Origin of the sequence: Pseudomonas sp. LPH60 (assembly GCF_030718165.1) — a bacterium.
GTDB lineage: Bacteria > Pseudomonadota > Gammaproteobacteria > Pseudomonadales > Pseudomonadaceae > Aquipseudomonas > Aquipseudomonas danubii.
This window is the reverse complement of sequence record NZ_JAVAJH010000004.1, coordinates 583,869-601,554: the sequence shown is the minus strand read 5'-3', so window position 1 is coordinate 601,554 and position 17,686 is coordinate 583,869. Positions and strand designations below refer to the sequence as shown.

At 65.1% G+C, this 17,686-nt stretch carries 14 protein-coding genes and 1 pseudogene; 6 read left to right on the top strand and 9 right to left on the bottom strand.

The window, feature by feature from the left end:
* The first annotated feature begins 6 nt into the window (after positions 1–6).
* From oadA to Q8O96_RS17555, 3 genes and pseudogenes are all read left to right on the top strand, one after another.
* Positions 7–1,815: a sodium-extruding oxaloacetate decarboxylase subunit alpha gene (gene oadA / locus Q8O96_RS17565; protein WP_102862366.1), complete on the top strand. Its 1,809-nt coding sequence runs from the start codon at positions 7–9 to the stop codon at positions 1,813–1,815.
* A gap of 270 nt (positions 1,816–2,085) precedes the next feature.
* Complete coding sequence (locus Q8O96_RS17560) at positions 2,086–3,360, top strand: HipA domain-containing protein (protein WP_102862535.1); 1,275 nt, start codon at positions 2,086–2,088, stop codon at positions 3,358–3,360.
* Positions 3,357–3,623 (top strand): annotated as a pseudogene (locus Q8O96_RS17555) (helix-turn-helix domain-containing protein); the annotation flags it as partial. The gene Q8O96_RS17560 and the pseudogene Q8O96_RS17555, both read left to right, overlap by 4 nt.
* Before the next feature lie 87 nt (positions 3,624–3,710).
* Here the strand turns inward: Q8O96_RS17555 and Q8O96_RS17550 are convergent.
* Positions 3,711–4,547: an amino acid ABC transporter permease gene (locus Q8O96_RS17550; RefSeq protein WP_102862364.1), complete on the bottom strand. Its 837-nt coding sequence runs from the start codon at positions 4,545–4,547 to the stop codon at positions 3,711–3,713.
* Complete coding sequence (locus Q8O96_RS17545) at positions 4,544–5,365, bottom strand: ABC transporter substrate-binding protein (RefSeq protein WP_102862363.1); 822 nt, start codon at positions 5,363–5,365, stop codon at positions 4,544–4,546. The genes Q8O96_RS17550 and Q8O96_RS17545 overlap by 4 nt, the downstream gene beginning before the upstream one ends.
* Before the next feature lie 110 nt (positions 5,366–5,475).
* Here Q8O96_RS17545 and Q8O96_RS17540 point away from each other — a divergent pair, with 110 nt between their 5' ends.
* Positions 5,476–6,375, top strand: coding sequence for a homocysteine S-methyltransferase family protein (locus Q8O96_RS17540; protein WP_102862362.1), 900 nt, complete (start codon positions 5,476–5,478; stop codon positions 6,373–6,375).
* A 185-nt stretch (positions 6,376–6,560) separates the two neighbouring features.
* Here the strand turns inward: Q8O96_RS17540 and Q8O96_RS17535 are convergent, their stop codons facing one another.
* Genes Q8O96_RS17535 through Q8O96_RS17525 form a run of 3 tightly spaced genes read right to left on the bottom strand, consistent with a single transcriptional unit; the run spans position 6,561 to position 8,352 of the window.
* Positions 6,561–7,232 (bottom strand): GNAT family N-acetyltransferase, encoded by a 672-nt coding sequence (locus Q8O96_RS17535; RefSeq protein WP_305949155.1) that lies wholly within the window; start codon positions 7,230–7,232, stop codon positions 6,561–6,563.
* Between the two features lie 19 nt (positions 7,233–7,251).
* The gene (locus tag Q8O96_RS17530) at positions 7,252–7,698 is read right to left on the bottom strand and encodes a GNAT family N-acetyltransferase (protein WP_102862360.1); all 447 of its coding nucleotides are present in this window, start codon (positions 7,696–7,698) and stop codon (positions 7,252–7,254) included.
* Between the two features lie 30 nt (positions 7,699–7,728).
* The gene (locus Q8O96_RS17525; protein ID WP_115581248.1) at positions 7,729–8,352 is read right to left on the bottom strand and encodes an FMN-binding negative transcriptional regulator; all 624 of its coding nucleotides are present in this window, start codon (positions 8,350–8,352) and stop codon (positions 7,729–7,731) included.
* Positions 8,353–8,454: 102 nt separating this feature from the next.
* Between Q8O96_RS17525 and Q8O96_RS17520 the strand changes: the two genes are divergently transcribed.
* The gene (locus Q8O96_RS17520) at positions 8,455–10,005 is read left to right on the top strand and encodes a PLP-dependent aminotransferase family protein (protein WP_305949154.1); all 1,551 of its coding nucleotides are present in this window, start codon (positions 8,455–8,457) and stop codon (positions 10,003–10,005) included.
* Positions 10,006–10,045: 40 nt separating this feature from the next.
* The gene (locus Q8O96_RS17515; protein ID WP_207166786.1) at positions 10,046–11,257 is read left to right on the top strand and encodes a YeeE/YedE family protein; all 1,212 of its coding nucleotides are present in this window, start codon (positions 10,046–10,048) and stop codon (positions 11,255–11,257) included.
* 170 nt (positions 11,258–11,427) lie between these two features.
* On the opposite strand, the gene Q8O96_RS17510 is transcribed toward Q8O96_RS17515, so the two are convergent.
* The 4 genes from Q8O96_RS17510 to Q8O96_RS17495 all read right to left on the bottom strand — a co-directional run bounded on the left by Q8O96_RS17510 (position 11,428) and on the right by Q8O96_RS17495 (position 17,682).
* Complete coding sequence (locus Q8O96_RS17510; protein ID WP_102862356.1) at positions 11,428–12,528, bottom strand: polyamine ABC transporter substrate-binding protein; 1,101 nt, start codon at positions 12,526–12,528, stop codon at positions 11,428–11,430.
* Between the two features lie 12 nt (positions 12,529–12,540).
* Positions 12,541–13,572 carry a histone deacetylase family protein gene (locus Q8O96_RS17505; protein WP_102862355.1) on the bottom strand — a complete coding sequence of 344 codons (1,032 nt, stop codon included), beginning with the start codon at positions 13,570–13,572 and terminating at the stop codon, positions 12,541–12,543.
* Positions 13,573–13,735: 163 nt separating this feature from the next.
* A complete protein-coding gene (locus tag Q8O96_RS17500; protein ID WP_371826185.1) occupies positions 13,736–15,658 on the bottom strand; it encodes an ankyrin repeat domain-containing protein in 1,923 nt (640 codons plus the stop codon).
* Positions 15,659–15,759: 101 nt separating this feature from the next.
* Positions 15,760–17,682 (bottom strand): ankyrin repeat domain-containing protein, encoded by a 1,923-nt coding sequence (locus Q8O96_RS17495; RefSeq protein WP_371826184.1) that lies wholly within the window; start codon positions 17,680–17,682, stop codon positions 15,760–15,762.
* Positions 17,683–17,686: the final 4 nt, after the last annotated feature.

The following is a 17,686-nucleotide window of genomic DNA, read 5'->3' as shown; positions in this document are numbered from 1 at the left end:
AAAACAATGTCCAAGAAGATTCATGTAACCGACACCATCCTGCGCGACGCCCACCAATCGCTGCTGGCGACTCGCATGCGCACCGAAGACATGCTGCCGATCTGCGACAAGCTCGACAAAGTCGGCTACTGGTCCCTGGAAGTCTGGGGCGGCGCGACCTTCGACGCCTGCGTGCGCTTCCTCAAGGAAGACCCCTGGGAGCGCCTGCGCCAATTGCGCGCGGCGCTGCCCAACACCCGTCTGCAGATGCTCCTGCGTGGCCAGAACCTGCTGGGCTACCGCCACTACAGCGACGACGTGGTCAAAGCCTTCGTGGCCAAGGCCGCGGTCAATGGCATCGACGTGTTCCGCATCTTCGACGCCATGAACGACGTGCGTAACCTGCGGGTCGCCATCGAGGCGGTGAAGGCCGCCGGTAAGCACGCCCAGGGCACCATCGCCTACACCACCAGCCCGGTGCACACCATCGAGGCCTTCGTGGCCCAGGCCAAGCAGATGGAAGCCATGGGCTGCGACTCCATCGCCATCAAGGACATGGCCGGCCTGCTGACCCCTTACGCCACCGGCGAGCTGGTCAAGGCGCTGAAGGCCGAGCTGTCGCTGCCGGTGTTCATCCACTCCCACGACACCGCCGGCCTGGCTGCCATGTGCCAGCTCAAGGCCATCGAGAACGGCGCCGACCATATCGACACCGCCATCTCCAGCTTCGCCTGGGGCACCAGCCACCCGGGCACCGAGTCCATGGTCGCGGCCCTTAAAGGCAGCGAGTTCGACACCGGCCTGGACCTGGAGCTGCTGCAAGAGATCGGCCTGTACTTCTACGCCGTGCGCAAAAAGTACCACCAGTTCGAAAGCGAATTCACCGCGGTCGATACCCGGGTGCAAGTCAACCAGGTGCCGGGCGGGATGATTTCCAACCTGGCCAACCAGTTGAAAGAGCAGGGCGCGCTGAACCGCATGGGCGAAGTGCTGGCCGAGATCCCGCGGGTGCGTCACGACCTGGGCTACCCGCCGCTGGTGACCCCGACCTCGCAGATCGTCGGCACCCAGGCGTTCTTCAACGTCCTGGCTGGCGAGCGCTACAAGACCATCACCAACGAAGTGAAGCTCTACCTGCAGGGCGGCTACGGCAAGGCCCCGGGTCAGGTGGACGAAAACCTGCGGCGCCAGGCCATCGGCAGCGAGGACGTGATCGATGTGCGTCCGGCCGACCTGCTGAAACCGGAAATGACCAAGCTGCGCGGCGAAATCGGTGCCCTGGCGCATTCCGAGGAAGACGTGCTGACCTACGCCATGTTCCCGGACATCGGGCGCAAGTTCCTCGAAGAGCGTGAGGCCGGCACCCTGGTTCCGGAAGCGTTGCTGCCGATCCCTGAAGCCGGTGGTGTCAGCAAGCCGGGCGGTGAAGGCGTACCTACCGAGTTCGTCATCGATGTCCACGGCGAAACCTACCGCGTCGACATCACTGGCGTTGGGGTCAAGGCCGAAGGCAAGCGCCACTTCTACCTGTCCATCGACGGCATGCCGGAAGAAGTGGTGTTCGAGCCACTCAACGAGTTCGTCGGCGGCGGCACCAGCAAGCGCAAACAGGCCAGCGCCCCGGGTCATGTCAGCACCACCATGCCGGGCAACATCGTCGATGTGCTGGTCAAGGAAGGCGACGTGGTCAAGGAAGGTCAGGCGGTACTGATCACCGAAGCCATGAAGATGGAAACCGAAGTCCAGGCGGCCGTCGCCGGCAAGGTCGTGGCGATCCACGTGGCCAAGGGCGACCGGGTCAACCCGGGCGAAATCCTCATCGAAATCGAGGGCTGAGTTCAGGCCCTCATCTGCAACGGTTTACCTCGGGGGAGCTACGGCTCCCCTTTTTTTGGCTTTTTTGAAGTGTCATTTAATGCATTTTATGCAGCCGATAGTTCATTGAAATGTTTTTAGATGCACTTACTGGCTCGGAGGCTTGGAATAACTGCAATATAATGCGCGGATGATTGAGGCGGAGTCTCTATACACGTGCAGCAAATGACAGGTACCCCAATGCTCCGGCTGACGTTGCAGCTCTACGGCGCAGGGGCGTGGACCGATGCCATGACCCTGAGTTTCGACAACCCCGAAGCGGGCTTTGCCAGCCCTTGCAGCTTTGGTTATGTCCCGCAGTATCTGGTGGACAACCTGGACGCGGTTGCCAGCCCGCTGAGCCGCTCGGTCAGTGCGCAGATACCCTTGGGCTGGGAGCCCTGGCGAGAAGAGCGGGCGCCGGCCTTTCTTTATGACCTGGTCGCCACGCCGGCGGCGCGCCGCTTTTTGCTGCGGCAGATCGGCCATGAGCGGCCCGATGGCATGGGCAGCGAGTTGTTCCTCCTGGCCCGAAGCACTGCGGCGCCCATTGGCCATCTGCGGATCAAGGAGTCCCTGGCAGGGCTGCACAGGCGTCCGGCCCTGGGCTTCACCCGGGAGCAGGTGGTGACCCTGGATAACCGTTTTCTGGAATACGCCCATGAGCAGGCGGCGGCTTTTGGTGGCACGGCGAACATCGGCGACGAAGCGCCCAAGCTGTTGCTGACGGAAAACCGCGAGGGCTTGTTGTACCCCGATGCGTTGCTCGATGACGCTTGTGCAGCGCGTCACTGGTGGGTGAAGTTCCCCCGTAACCCGGCTTCGCCGACTGCCTGCGACATCCTCAGAAGCGAGTTCCATTACTACCGGGCGCTGCAGCAGCTGGGTATCGAGACCTTCCCGGCGCCTGGGCTGGCGCTGGAAGAGGGGCGGCGGCCAAGCCTGTGGATGCAGCGTTTTGACCGTCGGCTAACGCCCGCCGGAGTCGAGCGTCTGGCAGTGGAGTCGATCTACTCCCTGGCCGCTCTGGTGGGCCATGGCCAGGGCATGCGTCATACCGAGGTCCTGGGGATTCTCGCCGAACTGTGGCGCGCCACCGGCCAGGAGGCGTCGATCCCTGAACTGGTGGCGGACTACCTGCGGCGCGACCTGCTCAACAGGATTCTCGGCAACACGGACAATCATGGCCGCACGCTTGCGGTGGTTCGCACGGATACAGAGGTGCGCCTGGCCCCGATCCATGACCTGGCGCCCAAGGTCATGGATGACCAGGGGATTGCCCGCACCACCAAATGGCCAGGACGCATGGAAGTAGCCGGTGACGTCGACTGGCGCCTGGTGTGTGCCAGCCTCAGGCCGCTGCTGGATCCAGAGGCCGCCCTGACGCGCCTGCGCGCAGATGCCGAACACCTGCGGGCCCTGCCGGACCTGTTGAGTGCCGGCGGCCTGCCCGAAGCCACCTTCAATCATCCGCGCATTCACCTGCGCCACCTGGACCGACGCCTGCAGGAGTGGGGATTGCGATGACCATGACGCTGGAAGAACGCGGGGCCTTGATCGACCACATCCAGCAGGAGCTGGCGGGCGGTCGCTTGTCGCTTGGCGACGCGGTCAAGCGCCTGCGCACCGAAGTCACTGGGCTGCATCAGAGCCAGTTTGCCAGGATGTGCCGGATTTCCCTGCGCACCCTGATCCACATCGAACACGGTGACGGCAACCCGACCCTCAAGTCATTGAACGCGGTGTTCAAGCCGTTCGGCTTGCAGATGGGGGTGGTGAAGGTGCAGAAGACCAGCCGCGCCCGTTCGCTGCTCGATGAACTTGAGCGCTCGGCAAGAAGCCCGGTTATTCCCGGGCCTTCGACGCTTGCCTGAGCCTTAGCCGCGTTTGGCGTAGCCCTTGCCGTAATGCTTTTCCATCCGTGCCTGGATCAGTTCCAGGCCGATGGACAGCAGCCAGTAGATCAGCGCCGCGGTGCTGAGCATCTCGATGTAGCGGTAGCTGGAGCGGCCGTAGGACTGGGCCAGGAACATCACTTCCCAGACCCCCATCACCGAGATCAGCGACGAGTCCTTGAGCATCGAGATGAACTGGTTGGTGGCCGGCGGAATGATGGTGCGCATGGCCTGGGGCAGGGTCACCTGCCAGAAGATCACGCTGTCGCTCATGCCCAGGGCCAGGGCCGCCTGGCGTTGGCCGTGGGGCACGCCAAGGATGCCGGCACGGAAAATCTCGCTGAGGTAGGCGCCGTAGTTCAGCGACAGGGCGATGATCCCGGCGGTAATGGCGCCCGGCACCACCCCCAGTTGCGGCAGGCCGAGGTAGATCAGCAGGATCTGGATCAGCAACGGCGTACCGCGAAAGAACGAGGCATAGAAGCTGGCGATGCCGAAGGCCACGGCGCTGGAAGACAGGCGCGCCAGGGCGGTGACAAAGCCCAGCAGCGACGAGGCGACGATGGAGCAGGCGCAGAGGAACAGGGTCAGCGCCGCGCCCTGGAGAAAGCCGCTGGGGGATAGGTGCAGGCCCAGCAGGTTCGGCAGCTTGTCGAGGATGATCGAGAACTTCAGGTCGAAGCTCAGGAAGAAGCTGGCGAACAGCACCAGCAACGCCGCCCAGGTCAGGTACAGACGAGTGCGAAAGCCCAGCAGACGCTTGAGCAGCGGTTCAGCCACCGGTTGCGGTGGCTGAGGCGGTGGCGTGTAGGCAGTCATTGGCTGATATCGGCGCCGATCCATTTCTGCGACAGCTTGCTCAGGGTGCCGTCTTGCTTCAGCTGGGCGAAGACCTCACGCACCTTGGCGTTCCACTGGGCATCGCCTTTCTCGATGGCCACCGAGTTGGGCTCGGCGTACAGCGCCTCGCCGGCGAGCTTGAAGCGCGCATCCTGGGTCAGCCGTGGCTGGGCGGTGACCAGGTTGGTGAGGATCGCATCCAGGCGCACGCCCGGTCCCAGGCCGAGGTCCTGGAAGGCCACGTTGTCGGTGTCGTAGGGGGCGATCTGTACGTTCTCGAAGGGATATTGCAGGTGGGTGTCTTCAGCGCCTTCGATCACCAGGCTCTTGTTCAGGTAGCTCTCGTAGCTGGAGGCGGCGGTCAGGCCGACCTTCTTGTCGCTCAGGTCCTTGGCGCTATGGATACGATCATCCTTGGCGTTGACCACAATCACCGCCGGCGAGGCGTAGTACTGCACCGGGAAGTCGAAGACTTCGGCGCGAGCCTTGCTCGGGGTCATGGAGCAGATGCAGATGTCGTAGCGTCCGCTCCAGCGTCCCGCGGCGATCACATCCCAGGACGGGGTTTCCAGGCGCAGCTTGACGCCGAGCTTGTCGGCCACGGCCTTGGCCACGTCGACATCGAAGCCGTCCAGCTGGTTCTGGTCATTGAGGAACGAGAAGGGCGGGTAGCTTTCCATCAGCACCCCGACCAGCTCCTTTTTCTGCTCGATACGCTCCAGGGTGGCGCCGGCGAAGGCTTGGGAAGAGGCGGTAAGCAGGGTCAGGCCGAGGGCCAGCAGCGGTTTGAAATTCATCGGAATCCTGACTGAAAAAGAGTTGTTATTAACCGAATGGTGCGTATTTAATAGTTATAAGAACGACTCCGGTAGTGAGTTATTTTCATAAGCATATGAGTAAAAAGCATATGGGCGCAGGTAGCACGGTAATTCTGGATGGCGGTATGGGTCGTGAGTTGCAGCGCCGTGGTGCGCCGTTCCGGCAGCCCGAGTGGTCAGCCCTGGCGTTGAGCGAGGACCCCCAGGCGGTGGAGGCGGTGCATGCGGCCTATATCGCCAGCGGTTCCAACGTCATCACCAGCAACAGCTACGCCGTGGTGCCGTTCCACATCGGTGAAGAGCGTTTTGCCGCCGAAGGCCAGGCCCTGGCGGCCCTGGCCGGTGAGCTGGCGCGCCGCGCAGTAGAGGCCTCCGGCAAGCCGGTGCGGGTGGCGGGTTCGTTGCCGCCGCTATTTGGCTCCTATCGCCCGGACCTGTTCGATGCGTCCCGGGTCGAGGAAGTGCTGAGCCCGCTGGTTAAAGGGCTGGCGCCTTTCGTGGACCTGTGGCTCGCAGAAACCCAAAGCTCGATCGCCGAGGCGCGGGCCATCCACGCCGGACTGCCCAAGGATGGCAAGCCGTTCTGGCTGTCCTTCACCCTCAAGGACGAAGAGGTCGATGAAGTGCCGCGCCTGCGTTCCGGCGAGCCGGTGACTGAAGCGGCGGCGGTGGCGGCGCAGTTGGGCGTGCAGACCCTGCTGTTCAACTGCAGCCAGCCGGAAGTGATTGGTGCGGCGGTGGATGCCGCTCGCGAGACCTTCGAGCGCCTGGGGGTGCAGATCCATATCGGCGTGTACGCCAACGCCTTCCCGCCGCAGCCCGAGGATGCCACCGCCAACGACGGCCTGTGCCCCCTGCGCGAAGACCTGGACCCGCCGGGTTATCTGCAATGGGTGGCGGACTGGCACCAGCGCGGTGCCAGCCATGTCGGCGGTTGCTGCGGCATTGGGCCTGAGCATATTGCGGTGCTGGCGCAGAAACTGGGCTGACCCCTGTAGCCGCTGCCGCAGGCTGCGCCAAGGTCCGCAGGACCTTCCGAGGCCTTCAACGGCGGCGCCCGCTGCGTCGGAGTGCCGCCCAGCCCGTTCGCAGCCTGCGGCAGCGGCTACAGGTCTTCTACCAGGCCGGGCTCACCGCCCCCTTGTAGGCGCCGGCTTGCCGGCGAAAACCACGGTTACCCGCGACACTCCGCCAGCGACTTGAGCTGCCCCGCGCCGCTCTGGTTCTCATCGCTGAGCCATTGCTCGAAGCCCTTGGCGATCGCCGGCCATTCCCCGTCCAGGATCGAGAACCACGCGGTATCGCGGTTCTGCCCCTTGGCCACCATGTGCTGGCGAAACACCCCCTCGAAGCTGAAACCCAAACGCTCGGCGGCATAGCGCGAGCGGGCATTGGCGTTGTTGCACTTCCATTCCAGGCGTCGGTAGCCCAGGGCGAAAGCTTCCTTGGCCAGCAGGTACACCGCCTCGGTGCTCTTGGGCGAGCGCTGCATCGGTGCGCCGAAGGTGACGTGGCCGATCTCGATGCGGCCCTGGGCCGGGACGATGGACATCAGGCTGATCAGGCCCTGGGCCTGGCCACTGGCGCGGTCGATCACGGTGAAGAAATACGGGTCACTGGCAAGGGCGTGGTTAGCGAGCCAGGCATCGAACGCCGCACGCTCGGGGAAGGGGCCATAAGGCAGGTAGTTCCACAGTACGGGGTCTGCGTCCGGGCCTTGCAGCACCTGGAACAGCTCGTCGCCATGGCGCGCCGGGTCGAGCCTTTGCAAACGGATGAAGCGCCCTTCAAGCAGGGTGGCCGAAGGGGCGGGAACGCCTTTCCAGTCGGCGAGAGAAATCGACATGCAGTGGCTCCTTGCGGGTTCAGAGGGGTTTGCGGAACTGGATAAAGCCCGGGCGCTCGGCGATGCGCTCGTAGAGCTGGATGGCCGTGGCATTGGTTTCGTGGGTCAGCCAATGCACCTTGGCGCAGCCGTCCTGTTTCGCCTGGGCGTAGACGAACTCGATCAGCTGGCGGCCGACGCCGGTGCCGCGCTGGTCCGGGGTCACCAGCAGGTCTTGCAGGTAGCAGGCGTTCTCGATGCTCCAGTTGGAGCGGTGGTAGATGAAATGCACCAGGCCCACGGCGCGCTCGCCGTCCCAGGCCAGGGCCGCGTGGGTCGGTTCGCGGGCATCGAGGAAGCGCTGCCAGGTGCTCTGGGTCACGGCGTCCGCCAGTTCGGTTTCGTAGAAGCGCAGGTAGGCCTGCCACAACGGCAGCCAGGCGGCGTGGTCGGCAGTGGTAACCGGGCGGATCTGGATCTGGCTCATGAAAGCTCCTTTATTGTTCTGGGCGGGCACTCAGCCCATCAGTTGCGACAGGTGTTGGTCGCGCGGGTCGGCGCTGGCCGCCAGACCGTCGCGGACCCCGGCGATATCTTCGGCATTGCGGTTCTGGCTGAGCTTGCGCTTGCCCTCCAGGCGCTGGATCGGCAGGGCGAAACCGACAATCGCTTTGAGCATGCCGTCGATGTAGTCGGCCGGTGCATCGGCCACCTTCCACGGCTGCGGGCGACCGGCCTCGTGACGTTCGGTCAGGCCCTCGACCACCTGCAGCAGCCGCTGCGGGTCGGTGAAGACCTCCGGCTGGCCATAGGCGTGCACCGCCACGTAGTTCCAGGTGGGCACCACTTTGCCGTGTTCGGCCTTGCTCGGATAGAACGAAGGGCTGATATAGGCATCCTCGCCCATGAAGATCAGCAACGCTTCGGCGCCACTGGCGAGCTCGGCGCACTGTGGGTTGGCTTTGGCCAAGTGTCCGTAGAGGGTGCCATAGGCCCCCTGTTCGGGGTCCAGCAGCAGTGGTACGTGGCTAGCCTGCAGGCCCAGGGCGCCCCAGGTCACCAGGGTCGCCAGGCGGCTGTGTTGGATCACGCCCTGCAGGCGGGGGAGGTCTTCATCGACGAAAGCGCGCGGTAGGTACATGGAAAAAATCCTTGGCGAGTGGCTGCATCCTAGGCAGGCTAATGGTTCGTTGTAAGAGCCATTTTTGGTCTATTTTGTGGGTCCAATCCCTGGGGCGCCTCGATGAACAGTGCTTTGCCTCCGCTGTCTTTCAACCCTGCCGGGATCGAGCTGGATCGCCGCCAGGGCCTCAGCCGCCAGCTGTACCAGGCTCTGCGCCTGCGGGTGCTGGACGGGCGCCTGGCCAGCGGCACGCGCTTGCCGGCCAGCCGTGATCTGGCGGCGGCATTGGGGATTTCCCGCAACAGCGTGGTGCGCGCCTATGACCAGCTGTATGCCGAGGGTTTTATCGAAGGCCGGGTCGGCGATGGCACCTACGTGGCCCAATTGCCAGAAACCCGCTTACCCATCAAAAAACTATCCACAAAAGTATCCACAGGGTTGTCAACAGGCTTACCCACAGGTTTATCCACAAAATCGACCGAAATAACTGGTGATGCATCCAGTAAAGTTATCCACAGCAGTGGTGTGCAGCGCCTGCAAAAGCATCATCTGAGCACGCCACCCAGTGGCCCGCCGCGGGCTTTCCGGGTCGGCGTGCCGGCTTTCGATCTGTTCCCGTTCGAGGTCTGGGCCAAGCTGAATGCGGCTTTCTGGCGCAGGCCGGACCTGCACCAGCTGTGCTACGGCGATTCCGCTGGCGATTCGCGACTGCGCAGCCTGATCGCCGCTTACCTGCGCAGTGCCCGTGGGCTGCAATGCAGCGCTGAACAAATTGTGATCACCAGTGGCGCGCAACAGGGCATCAGCCTTTGTGCACAGCTGCTGGTGGAGCCCGGCGACAGCGTGGCTGTGGAAAACCCCGGCTATCGGGCGGCCGGTCACGCCTTCGCCGTGGCCGGGGCGCAGTTGCAGGGCGTGGCGGTGGACCAGGAGGGCATCGACTGCCGTCAGCTGGAGCAGTTGCCCACCTGCCGCCTGGCCTATGTCACCCCGTCCCACCAGTACCCCACCGGGGTGATCATGAGCCTGGCCCGGCGCCTGGAGCTGCTGGCCTGGGCCGAGCGCAGCGGCGGCTGGATCGTCGAGGACGACTACGACGGCGAGTACCGCTACAGCGGCGCGCCCCTGGCCCCCCTGGCGGCGCTGGACCGGCAGGGCCGGGTGATCTACGTCGGCACCTTCGGCAAGGTGGCGTTCCCGGCCTTGCGCCTGGGTTACCTGGTGCTGCCGCCGAATCTGGTGCAGGCCTTCGCCCAGCGCCGGGCGGTGGACGTGCGCCACTCCGAGGTCAGCACCCAGGCGGTGATGGCCGAGTTCATGGCCGCCGGGCATTTCCAGCGGCATATCCGGCGCATGCGCCGGGCCGCCCTGAGCCGGCGCAACACCTTGCTCGCCGGCTGGCCCGAGGCGATCCCAGGCGTCGGACCGCTGCCCACGGTGGCTGCCGGGTTGCACCTGACAGTGCGCGTGGACAGCCTGGCCCGGGAGCAGCAACTGCTGGAGCAGGCGGCCAGTGTCGATGTCGAGGTGAACGGCTTGAGCACTTACTGGTTGCCGGAAACCCGGTTGCCCGAGGACCAACGGGCTGGGCTGGTGCTGGGCTTCGCCGCGGTGCCTGAGGCCAATATCCAGGCCGCCCTGGGCCGCCTGCGTCAGGCCTGGCGGGTCTGACGGGGTATACTCGCGGGCCTTTTCCTGCCCGAGAGCCCTCATGAGCCAGACCCTCTCCCTGGCGCCTGAACGCAAGTTCGGCGCTCCGCTGTTCGCCTTGTTGCTCCTGGTGGGCGGTGCCTTGTTCCTGCAGACCCAGGTGGGGGCGCGACAGGTGCTGCTGTTACTGCTGGGTGCCGCCCTGGGGCTCACCCTGTACCACGCCGCCTTCGGTTTCACCTCGGCCTGGCGGGTGTTTATCCGCGATCGGCGCGGTGCTGGCCTGCGCGCGCAGATGGTCATGCTGGCCCTGGCGGTGTTGCTGTTCTTCCCGGCGTTGGGGGCGGGCAGCCTGTTCGGCCAGCCGGTGGTGGGGCTGGTGGCGCCGGCCGGGGTGTCGGTGATCTTCGGTGCCTTCATTTTCGGCATCGGCATGCAACTGGGGGGCGGTTGCGCCTCGGGCACCCTGTTCACCGTCGGCGGCGGCAATGCGCGAATGCTGGTGACCCTGGCGTTCTTCATCTGCGGCTCGCTGATTGCCACCCATCATGTGGACTGGTGGTTTGCCTTGCCGTCGCTGCCACCGATCTCCATCGTCCAGAGCTTCGGCGTCGGCCCGGCCCTGGGCTTGAGCCTGTGCCTGTTCGCGCTGATCGCCTTGCTCACCCAGACCCTGGAAAAACGCCGCTACGGCAGCCTCGAAGCCCCGGTCGCCAGCCAGCACCAGGGCTGGCGCCGCCTGCTGCGCGGCCCCTGGCCGCTGGTCTGGGGCGCGGTGGCCCTGGCGTTGCTCAACTTCGCCACCCTGGCCCTGGCCGGGCGCCCGTGGGGCATCACCTCGGCCTTTGCCCTGTGGGGCGCGAAAGTCGCCAGTGGCTTGGGCGTGGACGTGGGCAGTTGGGTGTTCTGGCAGGGCGCGGCAAACGCCAAGGCCCTGGCCGCCCCGGTGTGGCAGGACATCACCAGCGTCATGGACATCGGCATCGTCCTGGGGGCCTTGCTGGCAGCGGGACTGGCGGGACGTTTTGCCCCCAACCTGAGAATCCCCACCCGTTCCCTGGTGGCGGCGGTGATTGGCGGGCTGCTGCTGGGCTACGGTTCGCGCCTGGCCTATGGCTGCAACATCGGCGCCTACTTCAGCGGCATCGCCTCCGGCAGCCTGCATGGCTGGCTGTGGCTGGTGGCGGCCTTTATCGGCAACGGCGTCGGCGTGCGTCTGCGGCCCTGGTTCTTCGCCGAAGAGCGCAGCCCCCAAGGCCTCAGCGGCTGCTAACCACTTTTCGTGGCGAGGGAGCTTGCTCCCGCTCGGCCGCGCAGCGCTCGTAACGCCGACGGTTGCGGTGTATCAGGCAGAACCGGGAAACCGCTCTTGGGCTTGCTGCGCCATCCGGCGCGAGCAAGCTCGCTCGCCACAGGGCGCGCGGTTCCCGTCCTGGATGAGGGTCAGGTTCCGGACTTGATCTTGGTCCAGGCCCGGGTCCGCGCCCGCTCCGCATCACGGGGCAGCGGTTGCAGGGTGTATAGGGTGCTCATCGCCGCTTCCGTCGGATACAGGTTGGGGTTGTTGCGGATCGAAGGGTCCACCAGTCCGGTGGCGTCCTTGTTCGGGTTGGGGTAACCGACAAAGTCGCTGACCGGGGCGATCACCTGGGGTTGCAGCAGGTAGTTGATGAAGGTGTAGGCATCTTCCGGGTTCTTGGCGCCTTTAGGGACCGCCAGCATGTCGAACCAGATCGGCGCGCCTTCCTTGGGCAGGCGCATGTCCACGGTCACGCCGTTCTTGGCTTCCTTGGCGCGGTTGGCGGCCTGGGAGAAGCTCCCCGAATAACCCACGGCCACGCAGATGTCGCCGTTGGCGATGTCGGCCATGTACTTGGACGAATGGAAGTAGGTGATGTACGGGCGGATCTTCATCAGCAGCGCTTCAGCTTTCTCGTAGTCCGCCGGCTTCTTGCTGTTGGGGTCCAGGCCCAGGTGCTGCAGGGCCAGGGGCAGGATCTCCGAAGGCGAATCCAGCAGGGCCACGCCGCACTGCTTGAGCTTGCTGATGTTCTCTTCCTTGAAGATCAGGTCCCAACTGTCCACTGGGGCCTTGTCGCCCAGGGCGGCCTTGACCTTGTCCGGGTTGAAGCCGATCAGGATGGTGCCGTACATGTAGGGCACGGCGAACTGGTTGCCCGGGTCGTTGGCCTCGATCAGCTTCATCAGCTTGGGGTCCAGGTGGTTCCAGTTGGGCAGCTTGCTGCGGTCCAGGGGCTGGAACACCCCGGCCTCGATCTGCTTGGCCAGGAACACGTTGGACGGCACCACCACGTCATACCCGGAGTTGCCGGTCAGCAGCTTGGCTTCCAGGGCTTCGTTGGTGTCGAAGATGTCGTAGACCAGCTTCACCTGACTGTTCTGCGCCTTGAAATCTTCCAGGGCCTTGGGGGTGATGTAGTCGAACCAGTTGTACACCCGCAGCGTGCGTTCCTCGGCGTGGGCGGCGGTGCCCAGCAGGCTGGCGCACAGGGCGGGAACCATTAAGCGTTTGAGTCTTTGCATGATGCGAGTCCCTCACTGGGCGCTTTGAAAACCTTCGAGAACGTTCACGGCGTTGATGCCGATTTCCTCTACCGCGTAACCGCCTTCCATGACGAACAGCGTCGGCTTGCCGAGGGCGGCGATGCGCTTGCCCATGGCCAGGTAATCCGGGCTGTCGAGTTTGAATTGCGAGATCGGGTCGTCCTTGAAAGTGTCCACGCCCAGGGACACCACGATGATGTCGGCGTCATAGCTGTGGATCTGGTTGCAGGCTTGCTCCAGGGCTGCGCTCCACACATCCCAGCCGCTGCCGGCAGCCAGCGGGTAGTTGAAGTTGAAGCCTTCCCCGGCGCCTTCGCCGCTTTCGTCGGCATAGCCCAGGAAGAACGGGAACTCGGCTTCCGGGTGGCCGTGGATCGAGGTGAAGAGCACGTCGCTGCGTGCGTAGAAGATCGACTGGGTGCCGTTGCCGTGGTGGTAGTCGACGTCGAGGATCGCGACTTTCTTGCGGCCCTGGTCGAGGAAGGCCTGGGCGGCGATGGCCGCGTTGTTCAGGTAGCAGTAGCCGCCCATCAGATCGCTGGCGGCGTGGTGTCCTGGTGGCCGGCACAGGGCAAAGGCACTGCGGGCACCGCGCTGGATCACCGCCTGGGCGGTGAGGGCCACTTGCGCCGCGCTGTAGGCCGCCTGCCAGGTGCCGGCGGTGATCGGCGCGCCGCCGTCGAAGCTGTAGTAACCGAGCTGGCCATGGAGGCTGGTGGGAATCACGCTGCGCAGGGTGCGCGCCGGCCAGGTGTAGGGCAGCAGGTCGCCGTCGATGCCCTGTGCCGCCCAGCGCTCCCAGGCGCCTTTGAAGAAGTCCAGGTAGGCCCGGCTGTGGACGCGTTCGATGGGTCCCAGGCCGAAGTCCTTGGGCGCCTCTACCGGGCCAAGGTTGCGGTACTTCACCCGGTCCAGCACATGGTCGGCCCGGGAAGGCATTTCAAAGCAGGGCATCAATTGCCCGTCGATAAGTTCACAACGGCCGTGGTGCAGGTGGTGATCGTCCGAGTAGATCGTCAGCATTTTCTTGTTCTCCGCAGGCTGATTCGGTGGATCACAGTCTTGCGGGGCGCGGGGTTTCGGAGAACGGCAGGAGCGGCCAAAAGGGGATTTATCTGGCCAAAGTGTTTGACCGAAATTCGCCCCTTAAAGAGGCGCGGCGCCCCATTGCGGGGCGCCACGGGGTTCAGCCGGCCGGCGGGGCGGGAACGTAGCGCTGCAGCACTCTGAGCATGTCCTCGCGTTTGTTCCGGGCGATGGCTTCCAGCAACAGCGCGTAGCCCTTTTTCTCGCAGTGCTGGCCGACATTGGGATCGGCGCCTTTTTCCAGCAGCAGGGTGAACAGCTCCAGGGTGTCCTGCTGGCTGACGTAGGGCGCCTTGTCGTCGGCGGAGGTCTTGTCGGCCACCAGGGTCAGCAGGCTCTCGCCGACGGGCTGGTTGTAGCAGGTGCCACGGCCGTAGCTCAGGTTGAGGTTGGCACCAGCGGCTATCAGTTGTCGTACGGCTTCGTAGTTGTTGCCCGAGAACGCCCGATACAGTGCGGTTTCACCATTGTCGGTTCTGCGCCGGTCGAGGTTTTGCGGGTGTTGCAGCAGCCAAGTGAAGCCTTGCAGGCTGCGCTTGTTCTCGGCCATCTGCATCAGGGGCGTCTGGCCCTGGCTGTCGGGCTCGTCGAGGGCGACGCCAGCGTCGATGAGGAATTTCAGGCGCCCGCCCTGGCTCAGGTCGGGGCTGTCGCCCAGATCGCGGCGCATGGCCAGGGTCGCCAGGGTGGTCCAGTTGTACAGGCCGCGGGTGTGGGCGCCGTGCTCCAGCAGCAGCCGGGCGATGTCCAGGCGCGGGGCGTCCAGGGCATGCAGCAAGGCGCTGCGACCATCGTCGGCCATGACCTCGCCGCTGATGCCACTGGCCAGCAGGCGCTGCACTTCGGCCAGATCGCCGGCATCCACCGCGTCCACCAGCGGCCAGAAGGCCTGGCAGTCCCGGGGGTTGGCGGCGTTCAGGCCCAGGCGCTGCAGGACCCGGGGCGGGATGCTCATCTGGCGTTTCAGGCGCAGGCCGCAATACACCCGATAACCCTCGATGGCCCGGCCCTGGTGGATGTTGTCCTGCGTGCGTTGTTGGTAGATCGCCCAGTCCAGGTCCGCCAGGTTGAGGTAGGTCGGCATGCGCCCGGGGTCACGGCGCAGCACTTCCTTGAGCCAGGGGCGGGCGGTTCTCAGGTGCCCGGCTTCGCTGGTCCAGTAGGCGATGTCGTTGAGCAGGCCGGCGTATTCACGGCGCTCGGTGGCGATGCTGCGAAAGTCACGGGTGACGAAGAAGTCCTCCACCCGGTTGATGCCCGGTTGCTTGTCCTTGGCGGTGCGCAGTTGTTCGTGCAGCGCGCGGAATTCTTTCCAGATGCTGTCCGGGTTCGAGGCTGGCGCTGGCACAAAGGCGTTGACGGTGATCGGCCCGCTGCCTTGGGTGAAAGGGCGGAACCACGGCGGGAATGTCTCCAGGGCCTGCAACCACTGGCGCCCGGTTTCATCGCTGATGGGTTGCAGCGGGGTGAACTCCATCTGGGTCAGGTCCCGGCGGTGACTGATCGCCAGCAGCGGGCGCTGCGGATCGCGCTGGTCGATCAGCAGGTAGCGTCGGCTGAGTTGCCAATCGCTGGGCTCCTGGCACTTGAAGTCGAGCGAGGTCAGGGTGATGCCGGTGTCCAGGGTATTGCTCGTGGGCCAGTTGTCGGCGACTGGCACCGGATACTCCGGGGCCGCACAGGCCCGCAGTTCTTCGGGGCTGAACAGGGCCATGGGCGGCGATTTGTAGACCCGCTGCTGGTACTTCAGGTCCTGATAGGCGTTGAGGTAGAACAGCCCGCGGTACTGGGTCAGGATGATCCGCGCCGGCACTCGCTCCAGGCCCGGCACGGGGAACGGCTTGAGCTGCAGGGTGGCGGTTTCCGGGTAGTCGATGACGAAGTAGCGAGCCATTCCCGACCATTTGATCGCGCCCAGGTCCAGGTCGAAGGCCTGGGCGGCGGGTGCGCCAGCCAGCAGCGCCAGTGCCAGGCCGAGCCCGCGAATCCCGATGCGCCGGGCGATGGCGGTCAATAGGTTCACGTGTGCAGTCCCTTGCCGGTAGAAAGCTCGGCAATGTAATGCAATCGGCGCCGTTGTGCCGGGCTTTGTTTCAGGGGGCTCAGCGGGTTCGGCGCCACGCCTCAAAGGCGAAACGCCGTCGCCGGCGGTGGCGGCGCAAAGCTTTGCAGCACCTTGAGCATGTCGTCGCGCTTGCGCCGGGCCATGATCTCCAGCAGCCAGGTGTAGCCGTTGTTCTTGCAGTAGCGGCCGAGGTTGGGGTCGGCGCCTTTTTCCAGCAGCAGGGTGAACATGTCCAGGCTCTCTTGCTGGCTGACCCAGGGATTGATGACCTCGGGCGAGCCCTGTTCGGCGACGATCATCAGCAGGCTTTCGCGAATCGGCTGCCCTGCGCAAGCATTGCGGCCGTAGCTCAGGTTGAGGTTGGCGCCGGCTTCCACCAGTTGCCGGGCGGCAGCGTAGTTGCCGCCCTTGAGCGCCAGGAACAGCGCGGTTACCGCGTCTGGCCCGCTGCGCTTGTCGAGGTCCTGGGGGTGTTGCAGCAGCCAGTTGAAGCGCTCGATGTCCTCGCGGTTTTTCGCCATTTCCTGCAGCGCGGTGCCGCCCTGGGCATCCTGCTCATCGATGGCGGCACCGGCCTGCAGCAGGAAGTTCAGGCGCTTGGCCTGGTTCAGGTCGGGGTTGTCCTTGAGGTCGCGGCGCATGGCCAGGACCACCTGGGTGCGGCCGTTGTACTGGCCATCGGGGCGGGCGCCATGGGCCAGCAACAGCCGGGCGATGTCCAGGTCGGGTTTGTCCAGGGCGTGCAACAGCGCCGGGCGTCCGTCGGCGGCGATCACGTCGCCACTCAGGCCGTTCTCCAGCAGGCGCCGGACTTCGCCCGCGTCACCCTGGTCCACCGCTGTCACCAGCGGCCAGGCGCTTTGGCAGGCCGGTTCGCTGGGGGCCTCAAGGCCCAGGCGCTGGGTGACCCTGGCGGGGACCCCAAGCTGGCGTTGCAGGCGTAGCCCGCAATACAGCCGATAGTTCTCCATGGCCCGGCCCCGGTGCCGGGTGTCTGCGGGCTGCTGTTGGTACAGGCGCCAATCCAGGTCCGCCAGATTGAGGTAGGTCGGCATGCGCCCAGGGTCGCGACGCAGCACGTACGCCAGCCACGGTCGGGCGCTCTGCAACTGGCCGGCCTCGGTGGCCCAATAGGCGATGTCGTTGAGCAGGCCCGGGTAGGTACTGCGCTCGGGGGCGATCGCGCGAAAGTCATGACGGCTGAAGAACTCTTCCACCCGGGCGATGCCCGGAGCCTTGTCTTTGGCATCGCGCAATTGCGTGTGCAGCTGGCGAAATTCTGTCCAGACCTGCTCCGCGCTGGGCGGCGGCGCATAGGGCTTGACGCGCAGCTGGCCGCTGCTGGCGTCAAAGGGTTCCAGCAGCTTCGGGTACTTCTGCAGGGCTTGCAGCCATTGCTGCTGCAGTTCGGGGGTGATCGGTTGCTGCGGGGTGAAGTCGATTTGTGCCTCGCCCTGGCGCTGACCGATGGCCAGCAACGGCCGCTGGGGATCGCGGCTGTCCACCAGTAGATAGCGATTGCTCAACTCCCAGCCTGGGCTCTGGCAGTCGAAACTCAGTTTGGTCAGGCTCAGGGCGGATGCCAGCTGCTTGCTCGACGGCCAGTTGTCCGTGGCCCCAACGGGTCGCTGCTCGGGCATGCAGGCCTGTAGTTCCTGGGCGTTGAACAGCGGCAGGGGCGGCGACTTGTAGACTCGCTGCCGGTACTGCCCATCCGCATAGCCATTGAGATAGAACAGGCCGTGGTATTGGCTGAGGATCACTCGGGCCGGCGCCTGGGCCAGCCCGGGCAGGGCAAAGGGTTCGAGTTGCAGCGTGGCGGTTTCCGGATCGTCCAGGAGGATGTCGCTCTGCATTTCCCACCAGCGGATTTTGGACAGCTCGAAGGCCTGGGCGAGGGGGAGGCCGGCTAGCAGCACCAGCGCCAGGCACCCCCCGCGAATACCGATGCGCCGGGCGATGGCGCCTGTGATTGGGTTCAAGCTT